This is a genomic window from Roseivivax sediminis, assembly GCF_900112685.1.
GTDB classification, from domain to species: Bacteria; Pseudomonadota; Alphaproteobacteria; order Rhodobacterales; family Rhodobacteraceae; genus Roseivivax; species Roseivivax sediminis.
On the sequence record NZ_FOMS01000004.1, the window covers coordinates 184,806 to 201,535 of the forward strand.

Here is a 16,730-nt window from a genome sequence, read left to right on the forward strand (position 1 = left end):
CGGGTGCGAAGGTCAATGTCGGCTCTCCGGATCGGTGGCATCGGCGGCGCGGGCGGCCTGGTCGAGCGCCTCCTCGGTGTCCTCGGGGTCGGTCGAGGGCACCGCATAGGACCCGTTCAGCCATTTCGCGAGGTCGAGATCGGCGCAGCGCTTCGAACAGAACGGCCGGACCTCGGGATCGGTGGGCTTGCTGCAGATCGGACAGCTCATGGGGCCTCCTGCCTGAGGATGTCGGCGAGCGCCGGGCGGTCGCGCTTGCGCTGCAGCTCGATATTGCCCATCGGCGTCCAGCCGGCAAAGATCGTCTCCACGCTGTCGGCCTTGAGCGCGGCGCGCAAGGCGCCTTCGATCTGCCGCCGCTCCTTCTTCGGGATCGGCGCGGGGTCGATCGTGACGAGCCCGCCGAGCCCGCGCAGCCGCAACTGGCGCGGCAGCGCCCGCAACGCGGCCAGCGTCGCCTTCACCCCCGCCGCCGGGGACGTGTCGCCGCCGGTGTTCACGTCGACGGCGACGAGCGCACGGGTGACCTCCACCGCCATCGAGGCACCGCCGCCCAGCGGCACGTGCGGCCCGCGCAGCGCCTCGATCTCGTCGAGCACGCCGTGACGGTCGAAGGCGCCGGCCTCGCGGTCGACCTCCGCCGGGAGCGCCCATTCGCGCCAGGCGCGGGCATGGGCGCCGTCGCCCTCCACCAGCACCTCGGCCGGGCCGGCCGTGTCGGCCATGACGGCAGCGGCAAGCGCGCTCATCTCGCGGATGTCCTCGGCGATGGCATCGGGATCGGCGCCGTCGCAGGAGGAGCGCAGGATGAGGCCGTCGGCGCCGCCGTATTCCTCGTGCGCAATCTCGAGGATCGCATCACGCGCGTCGGAATCGCGGATCGCGCGGCTGACATTGATGCCGGGCGCGCCGGGCGTGACGATGCCATAACGGCTCTTGAAGAGGACGCGGTCGGTGACCGGGATCGCCTTGCCCGGTTCCGGGAACCCCGTGACCTGCAGGATGCGCGCCTCGCCCGGCGAGATCCCCTTGATCTGGCGCAGGTAGGCAGGGCCGTCCGGCGTGTCGAAAAAGATGCCCCCCTGCCCCTTCATCGGCCGCCCGGCGATGCCGCGATAGATCGTGCCCGGCAGTGCCCCGGCGCCGTCGATGAAAAGATCGTCGAGCCGCCCGTCCACGATCAGCGCCGCGGCCTCCCGGCCGCCGAGCTCACCGAGCGCGATCGTCGCCCCCTTCATGCCCGCCCCCAGACCGGCCAGCCGGCGGCGGCCAGAAGCTGCGCGGTCTCGGCCAGCGGCAGCCCAACGACGGCGGTGAAGGACCCCGAGATCCACGGCACCAGCGCCCCCGCCGGACCCTGGATACCGTAGCCGCCGGCCTTGCCCTGCCAGTCGCCGGTGGCGAGGTAGCCCCGGATCTCGTCATCGCTCAGCGGTTTCATCTTCACCTTGGTCACAACGTCACGGGCCCAGACCCGCGGACCCCGGCGGACCGCGAGCGCTGTCACCACCTGGTGGCGCCGGCCCGACATCGCCCGCAGGAACGCCGCCGCCTCGCCTTCGTCCTCGGGCTTGCCGAGGATGCGCCGGCCGAGCGCGACGGTGGTGTCCGCCGACAGCACGATGTCGTCCTCATCCGCGACAACCGCCACCGCCTTCTCGCGCGCCATGCGCTGGCAATAGGGGCGCGGCAACTCCCCCCGCACCGGCGTCTCGTCGATATCGGGCGGACGGATGTCGTCGGCGACGATGCCGAGCTGGGACAGAAGCTCGCGCCGCCGCGGCGAGCCGGAGCCGAGAATGAGCTTCATCGTCGCTCTCCACACATGCGAACGGGGCCCGAAGGCCCCGCGCCATCGGCCCTGTCGGGCCTCACTTGAAGCGGTAGTTGATACGGCCCTTGGTCAGATCGTAGGGCGTCATCTCCACCTGCACCTTGTCGCCAGCCAGAACCCGGATGCGGTTCTTGCGCATCTTGCCTGCCGTGTGCGCGATGATCTCATGGCCATTCTCTAGCTCGACCCGGAACGTCGCGTTGGGCAGGAGTTCCTTCACGACACCGGGAAATTCGAGCGTATCTTCCTTGGCCATGGTCTCTCCTGAATTGCGTAGAGGGGCGGCGCTGCGCACCACCCGCTCGATGCGCCCGTAATTGGCCTATTCGGCGGATTTTTCAAGCCCAAAACGCGAGCCTCAGCGCAAGGACACGATTTCAGGCGCGCCGGCGCGCGGTACCTGCTCGTCCCAATGCGCGCGGTTGAGCACGACGCCGTCGGCGCGCACCGCAGCGATCCGCGCGAGATCCACCTCGGCATAAGTCCAGCCCGGCGCGTCCAGCACACCTTCGGCAAGAACGCCGGTCGGCGGAAAACCGGTGTCGGGCGGGCCGAACACGCCGCCGGTGCCGCAATTGGTGTCCACCGCCTCGGACCACTCGGCCGCGCCGACAGTGGAGGACATGACGCTCACGCATTGCGCCTCGAGCGCGCGCGCCATCGCGCCGATGCGCACCCGCCAGTAGCCGGCCAGCGCCTCGGTGCAGGACGGCACCAGCAGCAGATCGCAGTCCGCCAGCGCGCGGCCCAACAGCGGATATTCCGAATCGTAGCAGATCAGCACGCCGATCCGGCCCAGCGCGGTATCGAAGACCCGCAGCGGTCCGCCCGGCACAACGCCCCAATCCTCGCGCTCGAACCGCGTCATGATCTGCTTGTCCTGCACGCCGACCGCGCCGGACGGCGCGAACAGCCGCGCCCGGTTCACCGGACGGGCCCCGAGCGCCGGATCGAGGACCGGCGCCGATGCCGCCAGCACATGCACCCCGTGCCGCGCCGCGAGCTCGGCATGCAGCGCGTCGGCCGCCGGCACGCGGTCCGACACCGCTCGCAGCGACGCCTCGAGATCCCCGGCCACCTCGAGCCCGTCCAGCGTCGCCAGTTCCATGCTGCCATACTCGGGAAAGACCAGCAGCTCCGCGCCCGCCTCCGCGGCCTCCGCCACCCAGGCCCCGATCTTGGCCGCATAGGCGTCCCAGCTCTCCAGCACATCCAGCGGATAGGCCGCCGCCGCCACCTTCACCATGTCACGCCTCCCTCGCCACTCTTGCCTGCACCCCTGCTTCTTTGGGCCGACAAATACTCCGGGAGCGCGAGGGCAGCGCCCTCGCCCGGGGGGTTTGGGGGTCCACCCCCAAACATGGTGCGCGCGCGCCAGCGCGCTCCGCGGGATCCGCCCTCACAGCTCGCGCAACCAGAACTGCAAATGATGGTCGGTCTCGGCCGCCTCGTCGATGTCCTTCCAGCGGAAACTGGCGACCACCCCCGGTAGCGGCGCGTAGCCGCGCTTGCGCCAGAACCCGTTCAGCGGCACGTAGCCCTCGGGCCGCAGCGGATGGTCCTCGGGGCGCTGCACGCTGCAGAAGGCGGCGTGGCTGCGCCCCAGGCGCCGCGCGTGGTCCTCGCGCGCGTCGAAGAAGGCATGGCCGAGACCCCGCCCCCGATACTCCGGCAGCAGCACCGATTCGGCGCAATAGAAGATCGTCTCGAGGTCGAGCCCGGTGGGCGCGAAGGCGGCGGCGAAATCGCCGGCATGGTCCTCCATCGGCGTGCCGGTGGCCGCCCCGACGAGGGTATCGCCGTCGAATGCGCCGACGACGATCGCGCCCGCGCTCTCGCGGTAGGCCTGCAGGTAGCCGCGCTCGTACTCCACCGAGCCGTCGTAGAGGTAGGGCCAGGCCCGGAACACCTCGATCCGCAGCCGCGCGACGTCGTCGAGCGCGGCCGCCAGCGCGTCTCCGGTGAGCGTCTCGACCTTCACGAGGAAACCTGCCGGATCCAGTCGGCGAGGTTGTAATAGGTCACAACGCGGCTGATCTTCCCGCCCTCCAGCGAAAAGAACGACCCCGCCGGCAGCTTGTAGGTCTGGCCCGCCGCCTCCGGCAGGCCCTCGTCGGTCTGAAGGTAGCTGCCGTTGACGATGTATTCCGCCGCGCCGCGGGTGCCGCCCTCGGCCGAGAACAGCACGATGTCGGTCAGGTGCTCGTCGTAGCAGCGCGCCATGTGCTGGCAGAAGGCGCGGAACTTCTCGCGGCCGACGCGCACCTCGCCCTCGTTGACGTGGTGGGCTACGTCGTCCGACAGGCACTCGAGCATGCCCTCGATGTCGTGGCGGTTGAACGCGTCGAAATAGCGGGCAAGCGTGTCGGTGCTCATCGCGGTCCCCATTTTCCCTTCAGCTGATCGTGGATCTGGTCGCGGGTCTGGCGGTAGGCGTTGAGCTTGGTTTCGCGGTCCTCGCCGATCCCGGTCGGATCCATAACCGGCCAGTATTCCACCGACAAATGGAAAAGCCGCGTCAGGTCGAGCGCGTGCCGCCGGGCCGCCGGCGACATGGTCACGATCAGGTCGAACCCCGACAGCGCCTCGCCCAGCGCCTCCAGTTCCTCGAAGCTGCGGGCGCGGTGGCGCGACAGCTCCACCCCGATCTCGGCGCAGGCGGCGATGGCGAAGCCGTCGATGTCGAGATCGCCCAGCACGCCCACCGATTGCACGTAGACCGACGTGCCGTAGAGCTTCTTGGTGATCCCCTCGGCCATGGGCGAGCGGACGGCGTTGTGATCGCAGGCGAAGAGCACCGATTGCGGCAGGGGCGTCGCCGGCACCAGTCAGCCCCCGAAATGCAGCACGCAGACCAGCGTGAAGAGCCGCCGCGCGGTGTCCTGGTCGATCTCGGCCTTGCCGTCCAGCCGCTCGCGCAGGATCCGCGCGCCTTCGTCGTGGATGCCCTTGCGGGCCATGTCGATGGTCTCGATCTGGCTCGGCGGCAGGGTCTTCACCGCGTCGTAGTAGCTCTTGCAAATGGAGAAGTAGTCCTTGACCACCTGCCGGAAGGGCGACAGCGACAGGTGGAACTCGGCCGCCTGCTCGCCGCCCTCGGTGGCGACGTCGAAGACCAGCCGCTTCTCGCGGATGCCGAGCGACAGCGTGTAAGGTCCGTCCGGCATGGCATGGCCGTTGCGCGCCGGCAGCGCAAAGACGTTGCGTTCCATCAGATCGAACATCGCCACGCGCCGCTCCTGCTCGATCTCGGGCGTGGGCGGCGGCAGGGCGGCATCGTCCAGGTCGATATGCGCGATATGGCTCATGGCGCCATCCTTCCGGCGTTTTGCCGGTCAGCCTAGTCCGCGCGGCGCGCGGCGGCAATGCCGCAGCGCAGCATAAATTGTTTCAGGTCCGTCACGATCCGGGCGCCCTGCGCCTCAGCGAACCATGTAGGCCGCCGCGATCGTCGCGAACAGCAATGCGGCGCCGCAGAGCTTGGCCGTCATCGGGTGCAGCGCCAAGGGCACCGATCTATGCGCCGTGTAAGTCGCACCGATCCCCAGGAGCAGCACAGGCTGGAAATAAAGGTAGCCCGGCCAGCCGCCCTCCGGCGGATAGGCCAGCACGCCCGCGAGCAGCAGCGCGACAAGGGCCGGCCAGCCCAGCCAGGCGCGCGGGATCGGCCGATCCGTGTCGTAGCGCGCGGCAGCCCTCGCCAGCCGCCCCGTCGGCACCGGCCAGACCCAGCTGCCGAACGCGGCGCCGACGCCCCCAGCGGCGGCCGCCACCGGGGCCGATGCGCCGAGGACCAGCACGATGGCGGTGGCTGTGGACACCCCGACATGCAAGGCGCTCGCCATCCGCTCAGGGGACCAAACGCCCCTGCCCCGTGCCGTCAGCTGGTAGCTCTCGACCACGTCGAACGACCACAGCGGCAAGGTCGCGGCGGCGAAGATCCGCACCGCGACCGCCTCGTCCGCCGAGATCCAGACGAGCAAGACCAGGCCGGCAGCAGCGAGGAAGGCCAGCGGCACCGCGTAACCGAATGCTGTCAGGTCAGCTCGGGTCATTGCCCCGATTTGTTGAGCCTTTCGCGCCGCGCAGCAACCGACAATCCGTGCGCCTCCAGGCTTTCGGCGGAGGCCAGCCGTTCGGCAGAGGGGCCGATGGCGGCGAGCGCCTCGGGCGTCATCTCGGCCAGGGTCGTGCGCTTGAGGAAGTCGAGCACCGACAGCCCCGAGGAGAATCGCGCCGAGCGCGCCGTCGGCAGCACGTGATTCGGCCCACCGACGTAGTCGCCGATGGCCTCGGGCGTCCAGTGGCCGAGGAAGATCGCACCGGCATGCCGGATCTGGCGCGACAGGCTGCGCGGATCTTCCACGCAAAGCTCCAGGTGTTCGGGCGCGATCCGGTCCGACAGGTGCGCGGCCTCCGAAAGATCCGCGACGGTGATCACGGCGCCGAAGTCGCGCCAGCTCGCCCCGGCGATGGCGCGGCGCTCGAGCGTCTGGAGGCGCGCCTCCACCGCGTCGGCGACCTGCCGGCCGAAGGCGGCGTCGGTGGTGATCAGGATCGACTGGGCGCTCTCGTCGTGTTCGGCCTGACTCATCAGGTCGAGCGCGATCCAGTCGGGGTCCGAGGTGCCGTCGGCGATCACCAGGATCTCGGAGGGCCCGGCGATCATGTCGATGCCGACGCGGCCGAAGACCCGGCGCTTGGCGGCGGCGACATAGGCGTTGCCCGGCCCGGTGATCTTGTCGACGGGCGCAATGCTCTCGGTGCCGTAGGCAAGCGCGGCGATCGCCTGCGCGCCGCCGATGCGGTAGATCTCGTCGACCCCGGCGGTGCGCGCGGCGTACATCACGAGCGGGTTGATCACGCCGTCCGGCGTGGGCACGCAGATCGCCAGCCGCTCCACCCCCGCGACCTTGGCGGGAATCGCGTTCATCAGCACCGACGAGGGATAGGAGGCGAGCCCCCCCGGCACGTAGAGCCCCGCCGCCTCCACCGGTGTCCACCGCCAGCCGAGCGTCGCGCCCTCTGGGTCGGTCCAGCTCGCGTCCGTCGGCATCTGGCGCACGTGGTAGGCGCGGATGCGCTCGGCCGCGTGGTCGAGCGCCGCGCGATCTGCGGGCGGCACGCGGGCGATCTCGGCATCGACCTCGGCGGCGGTGATGGCCAGCCCGCCGGGCTTGAGCGCGAGGCGGTCGAAGCGTTCGGTCAGCCCGATCAGCGCGGTGTCGCCCCGGGCGCGGACGTCCGAGATTATCGCGGCGACGGCGTCGTCGACATCGGGGCTGTCCTCGCGCTTGGCGGTCAGCAGCGCCTCGAAGCGCGACGCGAAGTCGGGCTCGGCGGTGTCGAGAAAGACGGGCATGGCGGTCTCCGTGCGTCGGGCGTGGCGGCGGTTATATCGCGCATGCGCGTGGTGTCGAGTTGGGGTGGTATATGCGGCCGATGCGCGGCGCGAGACGGACCGGGCAAGCCGTGCCGCGTGTCGTCGCCGGGCTTTCGTCCGCGGAGCTCTGAGCCGACCGGCCCGGAATCAAGCCGAAGGCGCCGGGCCAGCGTCATGCGTGCGTCGCATGCCTGCGGCATGACCCGTCACGGCGGGCCGGCGCTGGCCCGGCGCCTGCTCGTCGGTGGCGACCCTGGCGACGTTCCCTATTCCGGATGCTCCGGCGTCTTGCGGGAGGGCGCGAGATACGGGCGCGTGACGTCGCGCAGCATCACCTCCAGCGCCTCGACCTCGGCGCGGACCACGCCGTCGCCGGCGAAGACGACCTCGACCGCGCCAGCCGCGTCGGCGCCGGGCTCGAAGCCCACAGAAAGGATCTGAAGCACCGTGTCGGGATCGCCGCGGGTGACGCCCTGGCTCCGCACCCCGGTCACGTGGTCGACCACCAGCACCGATTGCACGCGCTCCACCCCGCCGCGGGCGAGGTCCTCTTCGCGGCGCAGGCGGTTCACGAGGAAGGCGAGCCGCCGCTCGTCCGGCAGATACCGCATTTCGGACGAGGGCAGCACCGCGTCCTGGACCAGCGCCGACAGCACCGACAGATCGTCGGGATCCATGGCCCCAAGATAGAGCGGCTTGCCGCCGGCATCCTCGAAGCGGGCATCCTCGGTCATCAGGCGGCCACCCGCTCGATCTTGGCACCGACCCCGGCGAGCTTCTCGACCACGTGCTCGTAGCCCCGGTCGAGGTGATAGACCCGGTTCACCACTGTCTCGCCCTCCGCGGCGAGCCCGGCGAGGATCAGCGACACGCTGGCGCGCAGATCCGTCGCCATCACCGGCGCTCCCTTGAGCGCCGGCACGCCGTTGACCTTCGCGGTGCCGCCCGACACCTCGATCGAGGCACCCATGCGCATGAGTTCCGGCGCGTGCATGAACCGGTTCTCGAAGATCTTCTCCTCCAAGACGGACGTCCCCTCCGCGGTGCACAGAAGCGCCATCATCTGCGCCTGAAGATCGGTCGGGAAACCCGGATAGGGCTCTGTCGTCACGTCAACCGCCTGGATGCGGTTGCCGCGACGCGCAACCTTGAGCCCGGTCTGCGTCTCCTCCACCGACACGCCGGCGGCATCCAGCCGCTCGCAGAAGGACTGAAGAAGGTCGATGCGCCCGCCGAGGCACTCCACCTCGCCGCCGCAGATCGCCGGGGCGAGCATGTAGGTACCGAGCTCGATCCGGTCGGTGACCACTTTGTGCGTCGCACCGCCGAGCCGCTCGGCCCCCTCGATGGTGATCGTCGAGGTGCCCTCGCCCTCGATCTGCGCACCCATCGCGCGCAGGCACCGTGCCAGATCGACGATTTCGGGCTCGCGCGCGGCGTTCTCGATCACCGTGGTGCCGCGGGCGAGCGTCGCGGCCATCAGCGCGTTCTCCGTCGCGCCCACGGACACCAGCGGGAAACGCACGCGCCCCCCGCGCAGCCCGCCCTTCGGCGCCTTGGCGAAGACGTAGCCGTCGCGCAGGTCGAGCTCCGCCCCCAGCGCCTCGAGCGCCTTGAGGTGCAGGTCCACGGGCCGCGCGCCGATGGCGCAGCCGCCGGGCAGCGACACCTCGGCATAGCCGTCGCGCGCCAGCATCGGGCCCAGTACGAGGATCGAGGCGCGCATCTTGCGCACGATGTCGTAATCGGCTCGGTGATTGTCGAGCGCGTGGCTCGACATGGCGATCACCCGCCCGTCGTTGAGCGCGCTGACCTCCGCCCCGAGCGAGGACAGCAGCTCGGTCATGGTGCGGATGTCCGACAGCCGCGGCGCGTTCAGAAGGGTCAGCGGCTCTTCGGTGAGCAGAGTCGCAGGCATCAGCGTCAGGCAGGCGTTTTTCGCGCCCGCGATCGGGATCTGCCCCGAGAGCGGACCGTTCCCGGTCACGACGATCGAATCCATCTCAGCTGTCTTCCTTGTCCTGCTCGTCCCCGTCCGACTTGGCCTCTCGCGCCTTCGCCTGCGCCTTGCGCCGGGCGAGGTTGGCCTTCAGCGCCGCCCGGAGGCGGTCCTCGCGGTCGTTGTCGCGTGACGTTGGGGTGCCTCGTTTCCGCTCCATGCACCGGTCCTTACAGGAGGTGGCAAAAAGCGTCCAGATTGCGCTTGCACGCCATGGCGCTTCTGGGTAGAGAGCCGCCCACGCCGCCACGGCGCCGGGCGCTGCTGTAGCTCAGTGGTAGAGCACTCCCTTGGTAAGGGAGAGGTCGACAGTTCAATCCTGTCCAGCAGCACCATCCTATCCCCTTGATCGCGAAGAAACGCCTTGCTTTCAAAGGTGTTTTCACACTCCGCTGTTACAAACCTTGTTACAGAACGGGTGCAGCGACGGCTGGGAAACCACATTACCTACTGAACCGTGAGGGCCGCTACTTCGCGCGGAGCGTGGTGCCGACAGAGCTGCGGCCCTACCTCGAGAACAAGTCGGAGCTGCCCACGCCGCTCGGCGCTATGGTAGCACCCCATCGCCGTCGCCGAGTTGATGCAGAAGATCGCGCTGGCAGAGCGCCGCGCAGCCGAGGAGAAGGGCCTCCCGCAGGTGCCGGGCCCTTTTTCACTCACCGAAGCACAGATCGCTGTGCACAGCTACAACGTCCGACTCGTGCACACCGGCGCGCGGATTACCGAGATCATGCAGCTCCGAAAGGCGGACCTCCGTCAGGAGGACGAGCTCTACGTGATCCGGCTGTCTCCCGACGCAGGCACGATCAAGACGGGGCATTATCGCGACGTGCCCCTGCACCACCAGCTCGTCGAGCTGGGCTTTCCTGAGTTCGTCGCTGCAGTTCCCGAAGGCCCCCTCTTCTACAGCGGCAAGGCCGACGAGGTCCGGCTCGACAAGGCCGAGCATCAAGGCAACCGCACCGCCGCGTGGCTGCGCGCGGCCAAGCTGGTGCCGACGGGCGTTCAGCCGAACCACGCGTGGCGGCATCAGCTCAAGACCGTCGCCCGCGAGATCGGTATCTCTGACCGCGTGGCAGATGCCATCTGCGGCCACGCCGGCAGGACAGCAGATGACAATTATGGCGACGTGACCGTAAAGGCGCGCGCTCGGGCCTACGTGCTGACCGCGGCACCGGTGTCTGACGCCGATTTGGCGGCCGTGTCCAACGCGCTGGTGGGCAGTTCACTGCCCGCTTGGACCGAACAGTGCAACGCCGTGAAGCGGAGTCGAACAGTATCTCGTGGGTCTGCAGTATATAGGCATGCGCCAAAAAGGCGCGGCTGTGCGAGAGCTTCGCATGTGCGACCTGCGGCTTGGTCCGTTCGCCGCCGGTGATGGCAAAGTCTTCGCTACAGTCGAACTGGAAGGCTTCGCCGGGCCGGAACGCCAGATGCACAAAGGTGCCGCGCCCCGTCGCGTTCTGCTCGCGCTGCCGCGCCGTCCGCCACTCCCGCGCGAAGGCTGCGACCCGGTTGTAGGAGCCGGTGTAGCCAATCGCCACGAGGTCGGCATGCAGATGCGTCAGGAGCCGGCGTTGCTAGCGCGACTTCGCGGCGTCGGTCTTTAGCCAGCCGGCGAGCTTGTCAGCAAAGGGACCGAACTTGCTCGGTCGCTCGGGCCGAGAACTTCGGCTGGATCGTGCCTGCTCCCAGATACTTCTTGATGGTGTCCCGCGAGAGCCCGGTTCGTCGCGCGATCTCTCGGATCGGCAACGTGTGAGGAAGCGCCAAGCGGCGAATGACGTTCAAAAGTCCCGTGTGGATCACTCCATTACCCTCGTCGCTCGCAGCGATCGGGAGAAGGCTCACATGGGTCAAATCTCAGTGGAAATCAGGCGCTAAGCCGGATCAGTTCCGCTCGGAAATCAACACCTTGTGTTACCGTCGGTTACTAGCGAGCCCCAGAACAATGGCAATACCGATTCCGATGGCGGCGCCCACGGCCCAGGTTCCGGTCGCGACGGCGGTTCCGGCTCCCACGGCGACAGCGACAGCGATGGCAGGTGCCTTGGACATAACGGCGGCTCCTTCCTCTTGCCTTGCTTCGGCGGAGGCTCCGGCACAATCATATCGCGAACCGGAAGCACTCGACAACCGCGCGCGTGATGGATCGATCCGACGCGCCCAGTCCTATCTATCTCCCGTGCAAGGCCACTAAGAGTCTGTCACTCAAAAGTTTTGTGAAACTCACAATCCCGCGATTCTTTGCCGGTCTTGGCAGCGCAACGGCAGGGTTCTGCGAAATTTCCACTTGAGCATACAACTTAGGGTTTTACCCAGCGGCAGTCGGTTCCTACGCTCGCCTCAGATTCGCGGAGGGAGTTCATACCAGTGATGCATATCCGTCGCACGTCATGTTCCTACAGCACCGCCTATCTCGGATTGCGTGATCAGATCATACGAGGCGACTACAAGCCGGGCTCACGCCTTGGCATATCACTGCTCGCCAACGAGTTTCGTATGAGCCCGACGCCGGTGCGCGAGGCACTGTCGCGCCTGGCCCAGGAAGACATAATCGAGACGCGTCAGCAGCGCGGATTCTTCATCAAGGAATTCAATCCGGACGAGATCGCTGAGCTTTACGCGCTCATTCATCTGAACGTCGCGTTTCTGATGCGACGCACCGCGTCGAACGGCGCGCTGCCCACGGTGGCCGACGAGATCTCAGACATCTTCGCGGCCGAGACGGCGACCGCTGCGTCGAGGCACGTCTTTCGGTTTCGCGATCGGCTTGCCGACCACGCCGGGTCACCGAACGCGGCGCAGACTCTGCACAACCTTTTCCTCCGGACGCACTTCATCCGGGTAGTGGAGTTCAGCAACCGCCAGCGGCACGCAAAAATGAAAAGCATCGCTGTCAGTATCGCGAGAGCGGCCCGTCGCGATGATCGGCAGAACTGTTTCAGGGCCCTCGACAGACTGTTCCTGCAGCGGGCGGAGTGGTTCCCGACGGTTACAAATCAAGCCTCCAACCTAGCGGCACAGATCGGCAAAGATGGCAGCGTCGAGCGGGAACTGAAAGTCGCTGAATAGGGCGCCGGAAGCGCTATTCGCCATCATCACACGCCCAATTACCCCTTCCTCAGAGGCGCTCATTTCGGTGCCTAAATTGGACGCTTTGGCGAACGCCACCTGATACATCGGGTGCGAATTTTTCATTTATAGTCAAATATCTGTCCACCTTCCCGGGCGAAACACGAGGTCCCGTCTCCGAATAATATATTTCTCACCATTTCGTTGCCTGAACGTAAGGCGGCTTGCTATCGATATACGTGTCGCGAACGGCTGAAACCCGGGAATGAGTTCGGAGATCAGAATCGCGGCGCAACACTGAAATCGGAGTAAGCAGAGATGAGCATCAAAGCATCTGCTCTCGACACGCACGTGTTCGACCTTCACGCCGACGACGACCTGGACCTGTTCGCAGAAGAACTGCCCGAGCAGGTTCAGCTCGTGTCCGACTGCGCCAGCTCGGCCAGCTCGGCCAGCTGCTGCACCTGCACGGGCAGCTTCGGCAGCATGGGTTCTGTCGTCAGCTGCGGCTGATACGGAATTTGTCCAGCGCCGGAGGCAGGCCCGCCTTCTGTGTCTGGACAGGTCGGCAGGCGTGGCGCGCCTGCCGACCATCCCCCGACAGACTTGGCGATCCATCGGTTCTCTTACTTCACCCTTCAAGATAATCGATCGGACCGGTCCCGACAATCCCCGAGCGGCGCAAATCCACTTCGCGCCGGTTGGTTCCCTGTTGCCGTCGCCCCCCTTCGGACGCGGCACAAACAGATCTGGGAGATCGCGACATGACCATCGTCATCGAACTGCCCGCGACGCTGCGCCCCTATGCGTCCGGTGAATCGCGGGTCGCGCTCGACGGAGAGGACTCCTTCGGCGGCGCGCTCGATGCGCTCGTCACGCGGCATCCGCGCCTCAGAAAGCGGCTGCTCACATCGTCGGGCGCGATCTACGATTTCGTCGGCGTTTTCGTGAACGATCGCCGGCTCGACCGCGACGACATGCCCGATCGCGCCCTCTCGGACGGCGACGTGGTGAGCTTCGTTCCGGCGATGGCGGGGGGCTGAGCCATGGCCATGGACGGATCCGCACCGCCGACCATGCCGGAGTTGACGCAGGACGAAACGCGCCGCTACGGCCGGCAGCTCGTCCTGTCCCAGATCGGGCCGGACGGACAGCGCCGCCTCAAGGGGGCGCGCGTGCTCGTCGTCGGCAGCGGCGGGCTCGGTTCGCCCGTGCTGCTCTACCTTGCCGCGGCGGGGATCGGACATCTCGGCATCGTCGATTTCGACATCGTCGACATGAGCAACCTGCACCGGCAGGTCCTGTTCACCGACGCCGACGTCGACCGCTCCAAGACAGAGAGCGCGGCCGAACGCCTGCGGGCGCAGAACCCGCACCTGTCCTTTGCGGTGCACGAGGCCCGCATCGACGCGGACAACGCGGCCGGGCTCGTCTCCGGCCACGATGTCGTCGTGGACGGCACCGACAATTTCGCTGCGCGTTACGTCATCAACGATGCCTGCGTCCGTGCGGGCGTGCCCAACGTCTCGGCATCCATCCTGCGGTTCGAGGCGCAGGTCTCGGTCTTCGACCCGGCGCGCGGGGGGCCGTGCTATCGGTGCGTATTCCCCGCCCCGCCGCCGGCGGGTCTTGCCCCGTCCTGCGCCGAGGCCGGCGTGGTGGGCGTCCTTCCGGGCATCGCCGGGACGCTCCAGGCGAACGAGGTCATCAAGCTGGTCTGCGGCATCGGCACGCCGCTCGCGGGGCGGCTTCTGACCTTCGACGCGCTCGACGCCCGGTTCCGCACCTTCGAGGTGGCGCGCGACCGCGGCTGCGTCGCCTGCGGCGATGCTGCGGATCCCGCCCGCCCCCTCGGCCTCAACCCCGAGGCGGCGCCGGCCACCTGCCACGCCGCTGCGATCCCGGAAATGACGGTCGAGGCGCTGAGCCGCAGTCTCGCCGAAGGGACCGCCCCCCTGCTCGTCGATGTGCGGGGCGAGGCGGAGCGCGGGATCGCCGCTATTCCGGGCTGCACGGCCATGCCGCTCGACACGATCGAGATCGCGGCGGACGCGCTGCCCACGGGCCGGACGATCCTGTGCATCTGCCACAAGGGCGGCCGCTCCATCACCGCGGCGCGCACCCTGCGCGAACTTGGCTTCGACGATGTCGCGAGCCTTGCCGGCGGCGTCGACGCCTGGGCGGCCCGCATCGACCCCAGCGTCGCCCGCTACTGAACCCCGAGGCCGCGCCGCCGCGGCCCCTGTCACCGATTGGCCCCGAGGGCCGAGATCCGAGGTTACGCCATGCCTGTCTTCTCCAAGCACCGCCTTCCGCGCGACGCGGGCGACAGCCGCCGCGGCGCCGCGCTCGATCCAGCGCAGTCGCGGCCCCTGACGGACCTTCGGGTCGCGGCCACCGGGGTCCGCAAGACCTACAAGAGCGGCGATCGCGAGATCCGCGCCCTGAAAGGTATCGATCTGCACGTCGCCAAGGGAGAGTTCCTGGGTGTTCTCGGCCCCAACGGCGCCGGCAAGACGACGCTGATCGAATGCCTGGAGGGCATCCGCAGCCCCGACGACGGCGACGTGCGCATCCTCGGCGCCGACGCCGCGGACGCGCGCGAGATGAAGGCGGTGCGCGGCCGCATGGGGATCGCGCTCCAGCACTCCACCCTGCCGCCGCGCCTGACGGCGCGCGAGCTTCTGGGGTTGCAGGCGCGCCTCTATGCCAGCGACGTGAGGGTCGACCGGATGATCGACCTCGTCGGGATCGGCGACAAGGCCGACCAGAGGATCGAGCACCTCTCGGGCGGCCAGCAACAGCGGGTCGCCGTGGCCATGGCGCTGATGGGCGATCCGGAGCTTCTGTTCCTCGACGAGCCGACCTCGCAGCTCGACCCGCACGCGCGGCTGGCCCTGTGGGAGGTGCTCTATGCCCAGCGGGACCGGCGCGAGGCATCGGTGATCATCACGACCCACCAGATGGAAGAGGCGCAGCGCATCTGCGACCGGGTGGTGATCGTCGATCAGGGTCGCATCATCGCCGAGGGGCGCCCCAAGGACCTGCTGCGCCAGCATTTCACCGCGCGGCGCATGACCTTTCTCTTGCCGATGGCCGCCACGCTCGATCTGCGCGCGCTGAACGCGCGTTCCGCGCCGGCCGGAAACGGCCTCAAGCGCATCACGCTCAGGACCGAACGGCCGAGCGCGACGCTGGTCGAACTGGGCCAGACCTTCGGCGACCAGCTTTCGGATCTCAGCGTCGAGGAACCGACGCTCGAGGAGCTTTTCGTGAAACTCACCGGGACCCCGCTTGAAGGAGAGGCCGCATGACCCTGGAACCTATCAGAGCGCTGTTCTCGATCCAGCTGGCGGAGACCCGGCGCGATTTCGGCGCGGTGTTCCTGAGCCTTATATTTCCGCTGTTCTTCGTCCTGCTGCTGAGCGGCTCGGTCCTGCTGTCGCCGGACTTCACGGTCGAGTTCGGAGTCGTCAACGGCGACACCAACGCGGAATCGCGCGCGTTTGCCGATGCTCTCGCTTCCCAGAACGTCGCATTGCGCACCCTCGGCGCCGACGAGGCCGCCGCCGGGCTCGACAGCGGGGAGCTGTCGGCCGTCGTCACCTTCCCCGAGGGCTGGCGCCCCGGCGGCGCGGAGCCGCTGCGGCTCGACAGCGGAGAGACTTTCTCGGGCTTCGCGCAGACGGCGGTGGACGCGGCGCGGGCGCGCGTCGGCCTCGCCGACGACGGCAGCATCGACGCCCGCGTCGTCACCCAGGCCCGGAACGCCGAGTTCAACTTCATCTACCCGGGCATGTTGGCGCTCGCGCTGGTGCAACTCGGCCTCTTCATGACCGCGACGCCGATCCTCAAGGCGCGGGACCGCGGCACGCTGCGCTACCTGCTGCTCACTCCGCTTACCAAGACCGAGATGGTGTTCAGCCAGATCGCCTTCCGCCTGGCCGTGGCCATCGTGCAGATCGGCATTCTGCTGGGCGTGGGCAGCTTCATCGTCGACCTGACGCTTCTGCAATGGGTCCAGACCGCCGGCCTCGCGCTCATGGGCGTGGTGATGCTGATCGCCGTTGGCTACGCGCTCTCGGGCCTCGCCAGCAGCACCGAATCCGGCATGGCCCTGATCATGATCGCGAACTTCACGCTCATGTTCGGCGGCAACATCTTCTGGGATCCCGAGGGCTCCACCGTGCTGATGGCGATCGCCCATGTGCTGCCGGTCAGCTACCTCGCCGACGCCTTCCGGCAGGTCATCACGCATACCGACGGGCTGTGGCCGCTCTGGGTCGATCTCGTCGCCATCGTCGGCTGGACCGCTGCGATCCTCATGCTCGCGACCCGCACGTTCTCGTTCGACATGCGCAGCGGAGACACCGCCCAACGCGCCTGACATGCCGCGCCGTGCCAGGTGCGCGGCGCACGACCCCGACGACCCGAGGAGA

The 16,730-nt window shown here is 68.2% G+C and carries 21 protein-coding genes, 1 tRNA gene and 1 pseudogene; 8 read left to right on the top strand and 15 right to left on the bottom strand.

All coding sequences use genetic code 11. From position 1 onward, the window contains the following. Nucleotides 1-12: 12 nt before the first annotated feature. From F3H57_RS08220 to F3H57_RS22155, 14 genes are all read right to left on the bottom strand, one after another. A complete protein-coding gene (locus F3H57_RS08220) occupies nucleotides 13-210 on the bottom strand; it encodes a DNA gyrase inhibitor YacG (protein ID WP_149755424.1) in 198 nt (65 codons plus the stop codon). Then, nucleotides 207-1,238, bottom strand: coding sequence for a ribonuclease E/G (locus F3H57_RS08225; RefSeq protein ID WP_149755425.1), 1,032 nt, complete (start codon nucleotides 1,236-1,238; stop codon nucleotides 207-209). The genes F3H57_RS08220 and F3H57_RS08225 overlap by 4 nt, the downstream gene beginning before the upstream one ends. Further along, nucleotides 1,235-1,810 (bottom strand): Maf family protein, encoded by a 576-nt coding sequence (locus F3H57_RS08230; protein ID WP_149755426.1) that lies wholly within the window; start codon nucleotides 1,808-1,810, stop codon nucleotides 1,235-1,237. Before F3H57_RS08230 ends, F3H57_RS08225 begins: the two co-directional genes overlap by 4 nt. 61 nt (nucleotides 1,811-1,871) lie before the next feature. Next, the gene (gene infA, locus F3H57_RS08235) at nucleotides 1,872-2,090 is read right to left on the bottom strand and encodes a translation initiation factor IF-1 (protein WP_005978431.1); all 219 of its coding nucleotides are present in this window, start codon (nucleotides 2,088-2,090) and stop codon (nucleotides 1,872-1,874) included. 102 nt (nucleotides 2,091-2,192) lie between these two features. Further along, the gene (locus F3H57_RS08240) at nucleotides 2,193-3,077 is read right to left on the bottom strand and encodes a carbon-nitrogen hydrolase family protein (RefSeq protein WP_149755553.1); all 885 of its coding nucleotides are present in this window, start codon (nucleotides 3,075-3,077) and stop codon (nucleotides 2,193-2,195) included. Nucleotides 3,078-3,233: 156 nt separating this feature from the next. Further along, a complete protein-coding gene (locus tag F3H57_RS08245; RefSeq protein ID WP_149755427.1) occupies nucleotides 3,234-3,815 on the bottom strand; it encodes a GNAT family N-acetyltransferase in 582 nt (193 codons plus the stop codon). After that, complete coding sequence (locus tag F3H57_RS08250) at nucleotides 3,812-4,210, bottom strand: ketosteroid isomerase-related protein (protein WP_223163011.1); 399 nt, start codon at nucleotides 4,208-4,210, stop codon at nucleotides 3,812-3,814. The genes F3H57_RS08245 and F3H57_RS08250 overlap by 4 nt, the downstream gene beginning before the upstream one ends. Then, nucleotides 4,207-4,593, bottom strand: coding sequence for an arsenate-mycothiol transferase ArsC (locus F3H57_RS08255; protein ID WP_262504502.1), 387 nt, complete (start codon nucleotides 4,591-4,593; stop codon nucleotides 4,207-4,209). Before F3H57_RS08255 ends, F3H57_RS08250 begins: the two co-directional genes overlap by 4 nt. 69 nt (nucleotides 4,594-4,662) lie before the next feature. Then, complete coding sequence (locus F3H57_RS08260; protein WP_149755430.1) at nucleotides 4,663-5,142, bottom strand: UPF0262 family protein; 480 nt, start codon at nucleotides 5,140-5,142, stop codon at nucleotides 4,663-4,665. A 114-nt stretch (nucleotides 5,143-5,256) separates the two neighbouring features. Then, the gene (locus F3H57_RS08265; RefSeq protein ID WP_149755431.1) at nucleotides 5,257-5,889 is read right to left on the bottom strand and encodes a hypothetical protein; all 633 of its coding nucleotides are present in this window, start codon (nucleotides 5,887-5,889) and stop codon (nucleotides 5,257-5,259) included. Beyond that, nucleotides 5,886-7,196, bottom strand: coding sequence for a histidinol dehydrogenase (gene hisD / locus F3H57_RS08270; RefSeq protein ID WP_149755432.1), 1,311 nt, complete (start codon nucleotides 7,194-7,196; stop codon nucleotides 5,886-5,888). The genes F3H57_RS08265 and hisD overlap by 4 nt, the downstream gene beginning before the upstream one ends. 287 nt (nucleotides 7,197-7,483) lie before the next feature. After that, nucleotides 7,484-7,951 carry a DUF2948 family protein gene (locus F3H57_RS08275; RefSeq protein WP_149755433.1) on the bottom strand — a complete coding sequence of 156 codons (468 nt, stop codon included), beginning with the start codon at nucleotides 7,949-7,951 and terminating at the stop codon, nucleotides 7,484-7,486. Further along, on the bottom strand, nucleotides 7,951-9,219 hold the full coding sequence (gene murA / locus F3H57_RS08280) for a UDP-N-acetylglucosamine 1-carboxyvinyltransferase (protein ID WP_149755434.1): 1,269 nt from the start codon (nucleotides 9,217-9,219) through the stop codon (nucleotides 7,951-7,953). The genes F3H57_RS08275 and murA overlap by 1 nt, the downstream gene beginning before the upstream one ends. Before the next feature lies 1 nt (nucleotide 9,220). Then, nucleotides 9,221-9,376, bottom strand: coding sequence for a hypothetical protein (locus F3H57_RS22155; protein ID WP_188129634.1), 156 nt, complete (start codon nucleotides 9,374-9,376; stop codon nucleotides 9,221-9,223). 100 nt (nucleotides 9,377-9,476) lie between these two features. Between F3H57_RS22155 and F3H57_RS08285 the strand changes: the two genes are divergently transcribed. Further along, a tRNA-Thr gene (locus tag F3H57_RS08285) sits at nucleotides 9,477-9,551 on the top strand. A gap of 245 nt (nucleotides 9,552-9,796) precedes the next feature. Beyond that, nucleotides 9,797-10,594 (top strand): tyrosine-type recombinase/integrase, encoded by a 798-nt coding sequence (locus F3H57_RS08290; protein WP_149755435.1) that lies wholly within the window; start codon nucleotides 9,797-9,799, stop codon nucleotides 10,592-10,594. On the opposite strand, the pseudogene F3H57_RS22505 reads toward F3H57_RS08290, so the two are convergent. Beyond that, a pseudogene (locus F3H57_RS22505) lies at nucleotides 10,482-11,025 on the bottom strand (IS21 family transposase); the annotation flags it as partial. The gene F3H57_RS08290 and the pseudogene F3H57_RS22505 overlap by 113 nt on opposite strands. A 567-nt stretch (nucleotides 11,026-11,592) precedes the next feature. Between F3H57_RS22505 and F3H57_RS08295 the strand changes: the two are divergent. From F3H57_RS08295 to F3H57_RS08320, 6 genes are all read left to right on the top strand, one after another. Continuing rightward, on the top strand, nucleotides 11,593-12,291 hold the full coding sequence (locus F3H57_RS08295; RefSeq protein WP_223163019.1) for a GntR family transcriptional regulator: 699 nt from the start codon (nucleotides 11,593-11,595) through the stop codon (nucleotides 12,289-12,291). A gap of 318 nt (nucleotides 12,292-12,609) precedes the next feature. Then, nucleotides 12,610-12,804: a hypothetical protein gene (locus F3H57_RS08300; RefSeq protein ID WP_037266307.1), complete on the top strand. Its 195-nt coding sequence runs from the start codon at nucleotides 12,610-12,612 to the stop codon at nucleotides 12,802-12,804. Between the two features lie 251 nt (nucleotides 12,805-13,055). Beyond that, nucleotides 13,056-13,334 (top strand): MoaD/ThiS family protein, encoded by a 279-nt coding sequence (locus F3H57_RS08305; protein WP_149755437.1) that lies wholly within the window; start codon nucleotides 13,056-13,058, stop codon nucleotides 13,332-13,334. 9 nt (nucleotides 13,335-13,343) lie between these two features. After that, nucleotides 13,344-14,507 carry a molybdopterin-synthase adenylyltransferase MoeB gene (moeB, locus tag F3H57_RS08310; protein ID WP_223163012.1) on the top strand — a complete coding sequence of 388 codons (1,164 nt, stop codon included), beginning with the start codon at nucleotides 13,344-13,346 and terminating at the stop codon, nucleotides 14,505-14,507. 69 nt (nucleotides 14,508-14,576) lie between these two features. Next, nucleotides 14,577-15,605: an ABC transporter ATP-binding protein gene (locus F3H57_RS08315; RefSeq protein ID WP_149755439.1), complete on the top strand. Its 1,029-nt coding sequence runs from the start codon at nucleotides 14,577-14,579 to the stop codon at nucleotides 15,603-15,605. After that, on the top strand, nucleotides 15,602-16,678 hold the full coding sequence (locus F3H57_RS08320; protein WP_149755440.1) for an ABC transporter permease: 1,077 nt from the start codon (nucleotides 15,602-15,604) through the stop codon (nucleotides 16,676-16,678). Before F3H57_RS08315 ends, F3H57_RS08320 begins: the two co-directional genes overlap by 4 nt. Nucleotides 16,679-16,730 lie beyond the last annotated feature (52 nt).

Bases quoted from the DNA above. Each gene is read 5' to 3' on its own strand.
- F3H57_RS08265 (WP_149755431.1), bottom strand. From the start codon at position 5,889: ATGACCCGAGCTGACCTGACAGCATTCGGTTACGCGGTGCCGCTGGCC.
- infA (WP_005978431.1), bottom strand. From the start codon at position 2,090: ATGGCCAAGGAAGATACGCTCGAATTTCCCGGTGTCGTGAAGGAACTC.
- hisD (WP_149755432.1), bottom strand. From the start codon at position 7,196: ATGCCCGTCTTTCTCGACACCGCCGAGCCCGACTTCGCGTCGCGCTTC.
- F3H57_RS08230 (WP_149755426.1), bottom strand. From the start codon at position 1,810: ATGAAGCTCATTCTCGGCTCCGGCTCGCCGCGGCGGCGCGAGCTTCTG.
- murA (WP_149755434.1), bottom strand. From the start codon at position 9,219: ATGGATTCGATCGTCGTGACCGGGAACGGTCCGCTCTCGGGGCAGATC.
- moeB (WP_223163012.1), top strand. From the start codon at position 13,344: ATGGACGGATCCGCACCGCCGACCATGCCGGAGTTGACGCAGGACGAA.
- F3H57_RS08290 (WP_149755435.1), top strand. From the start codon at position 9,797: ATGCAGAAGATCGCGCTGGCAGAGCGCCGCGCAGCCGAGGAGAAGGGC.
- F3H57_RS08250 (WP_223163011.1), bottom strand. From the start codon at position 4,210: ATGAGCACCGACACGCTTGCCCGCTATTTCGACGCGTTCAACCGCCAC.
- F3H57_RS08220 (WP_149755424.1), bottom strand. From the start codon at position 210: ATGAGCTGTCCGATCTGCAGCAAGCCCACCGATCCCGAGGTCCGGCCG.
- F3H57_RS08300 (WP_037266307.1), top strand. From the start codon at position 12,610: ATGAGCATCAAAGCATCTGCTCTCGACACGCACGTGTTCGACCTTCAC.
- F3H57_RS08225 (WP_149755425.1), bottom strand. From the start codon at position 1,238: ATGAAGGGGGCGACGATCGCGCTCGGTGAGCTCGGCGGCCGGGAGGCC.
- F3H57_RS08255 (WP_262504502.1), bottom strand. From the start codon at position 4,593: ATGGCCGAGGGGATCACCAAGAAGCTCTACGGCACGTCGGTCTACGTG.
- F3H57_RS22155 (WP_188129634.1), bottom strand. From the start codon at position 9,376: ATGGAGCGGAAACGAGGCACCCCAACGTCACGCGACAACGACCGCGAG.
- F3H57_RS08305 (WP_149755437.1), top strand. From the start codon at position 13,056: ATGACCATCGTCATCGAACTGCCCGCGACGCTGCGCCCCTATGCGTCC.
- F3H57_RS08315 (WP_149755439.1), top strand. From the start codon at position 14,577: ATGCCTGTCTTCTCCAAGCACCGCCTTCCGCGCGACGCGGGCGACAGC.
- F3H57_RS08320 (WP_149755440.1), top strand. From the start codon at position 15,602: ATGACCCTGGAACCTATCAGAGCGCTGTTCTCGATCCAGCTGGCGGAG.
- F3H57_RS08275 (WP_149755433.1), bottom strand. From the start codon at position 7,951: ATGACCGAGGATGCCCGCTTCGAGGATGCCGGCGGCAAGCCGCTCTAT.
- F3H57_RS08295 (WP_223163019.1), top strand. From the start codon at position 11,593: ATGCATATCCGTCGCACGTCATGTTCCTACAGCACCGCCTATCTCGGA.
- F3H57_RS08260 (WP_149755430.1), bottom strand. From the start codon at position 5,142: ATGAGCCATATCGCGCATATCGACCTGGACGATGCCGCCCTGCCGCCG.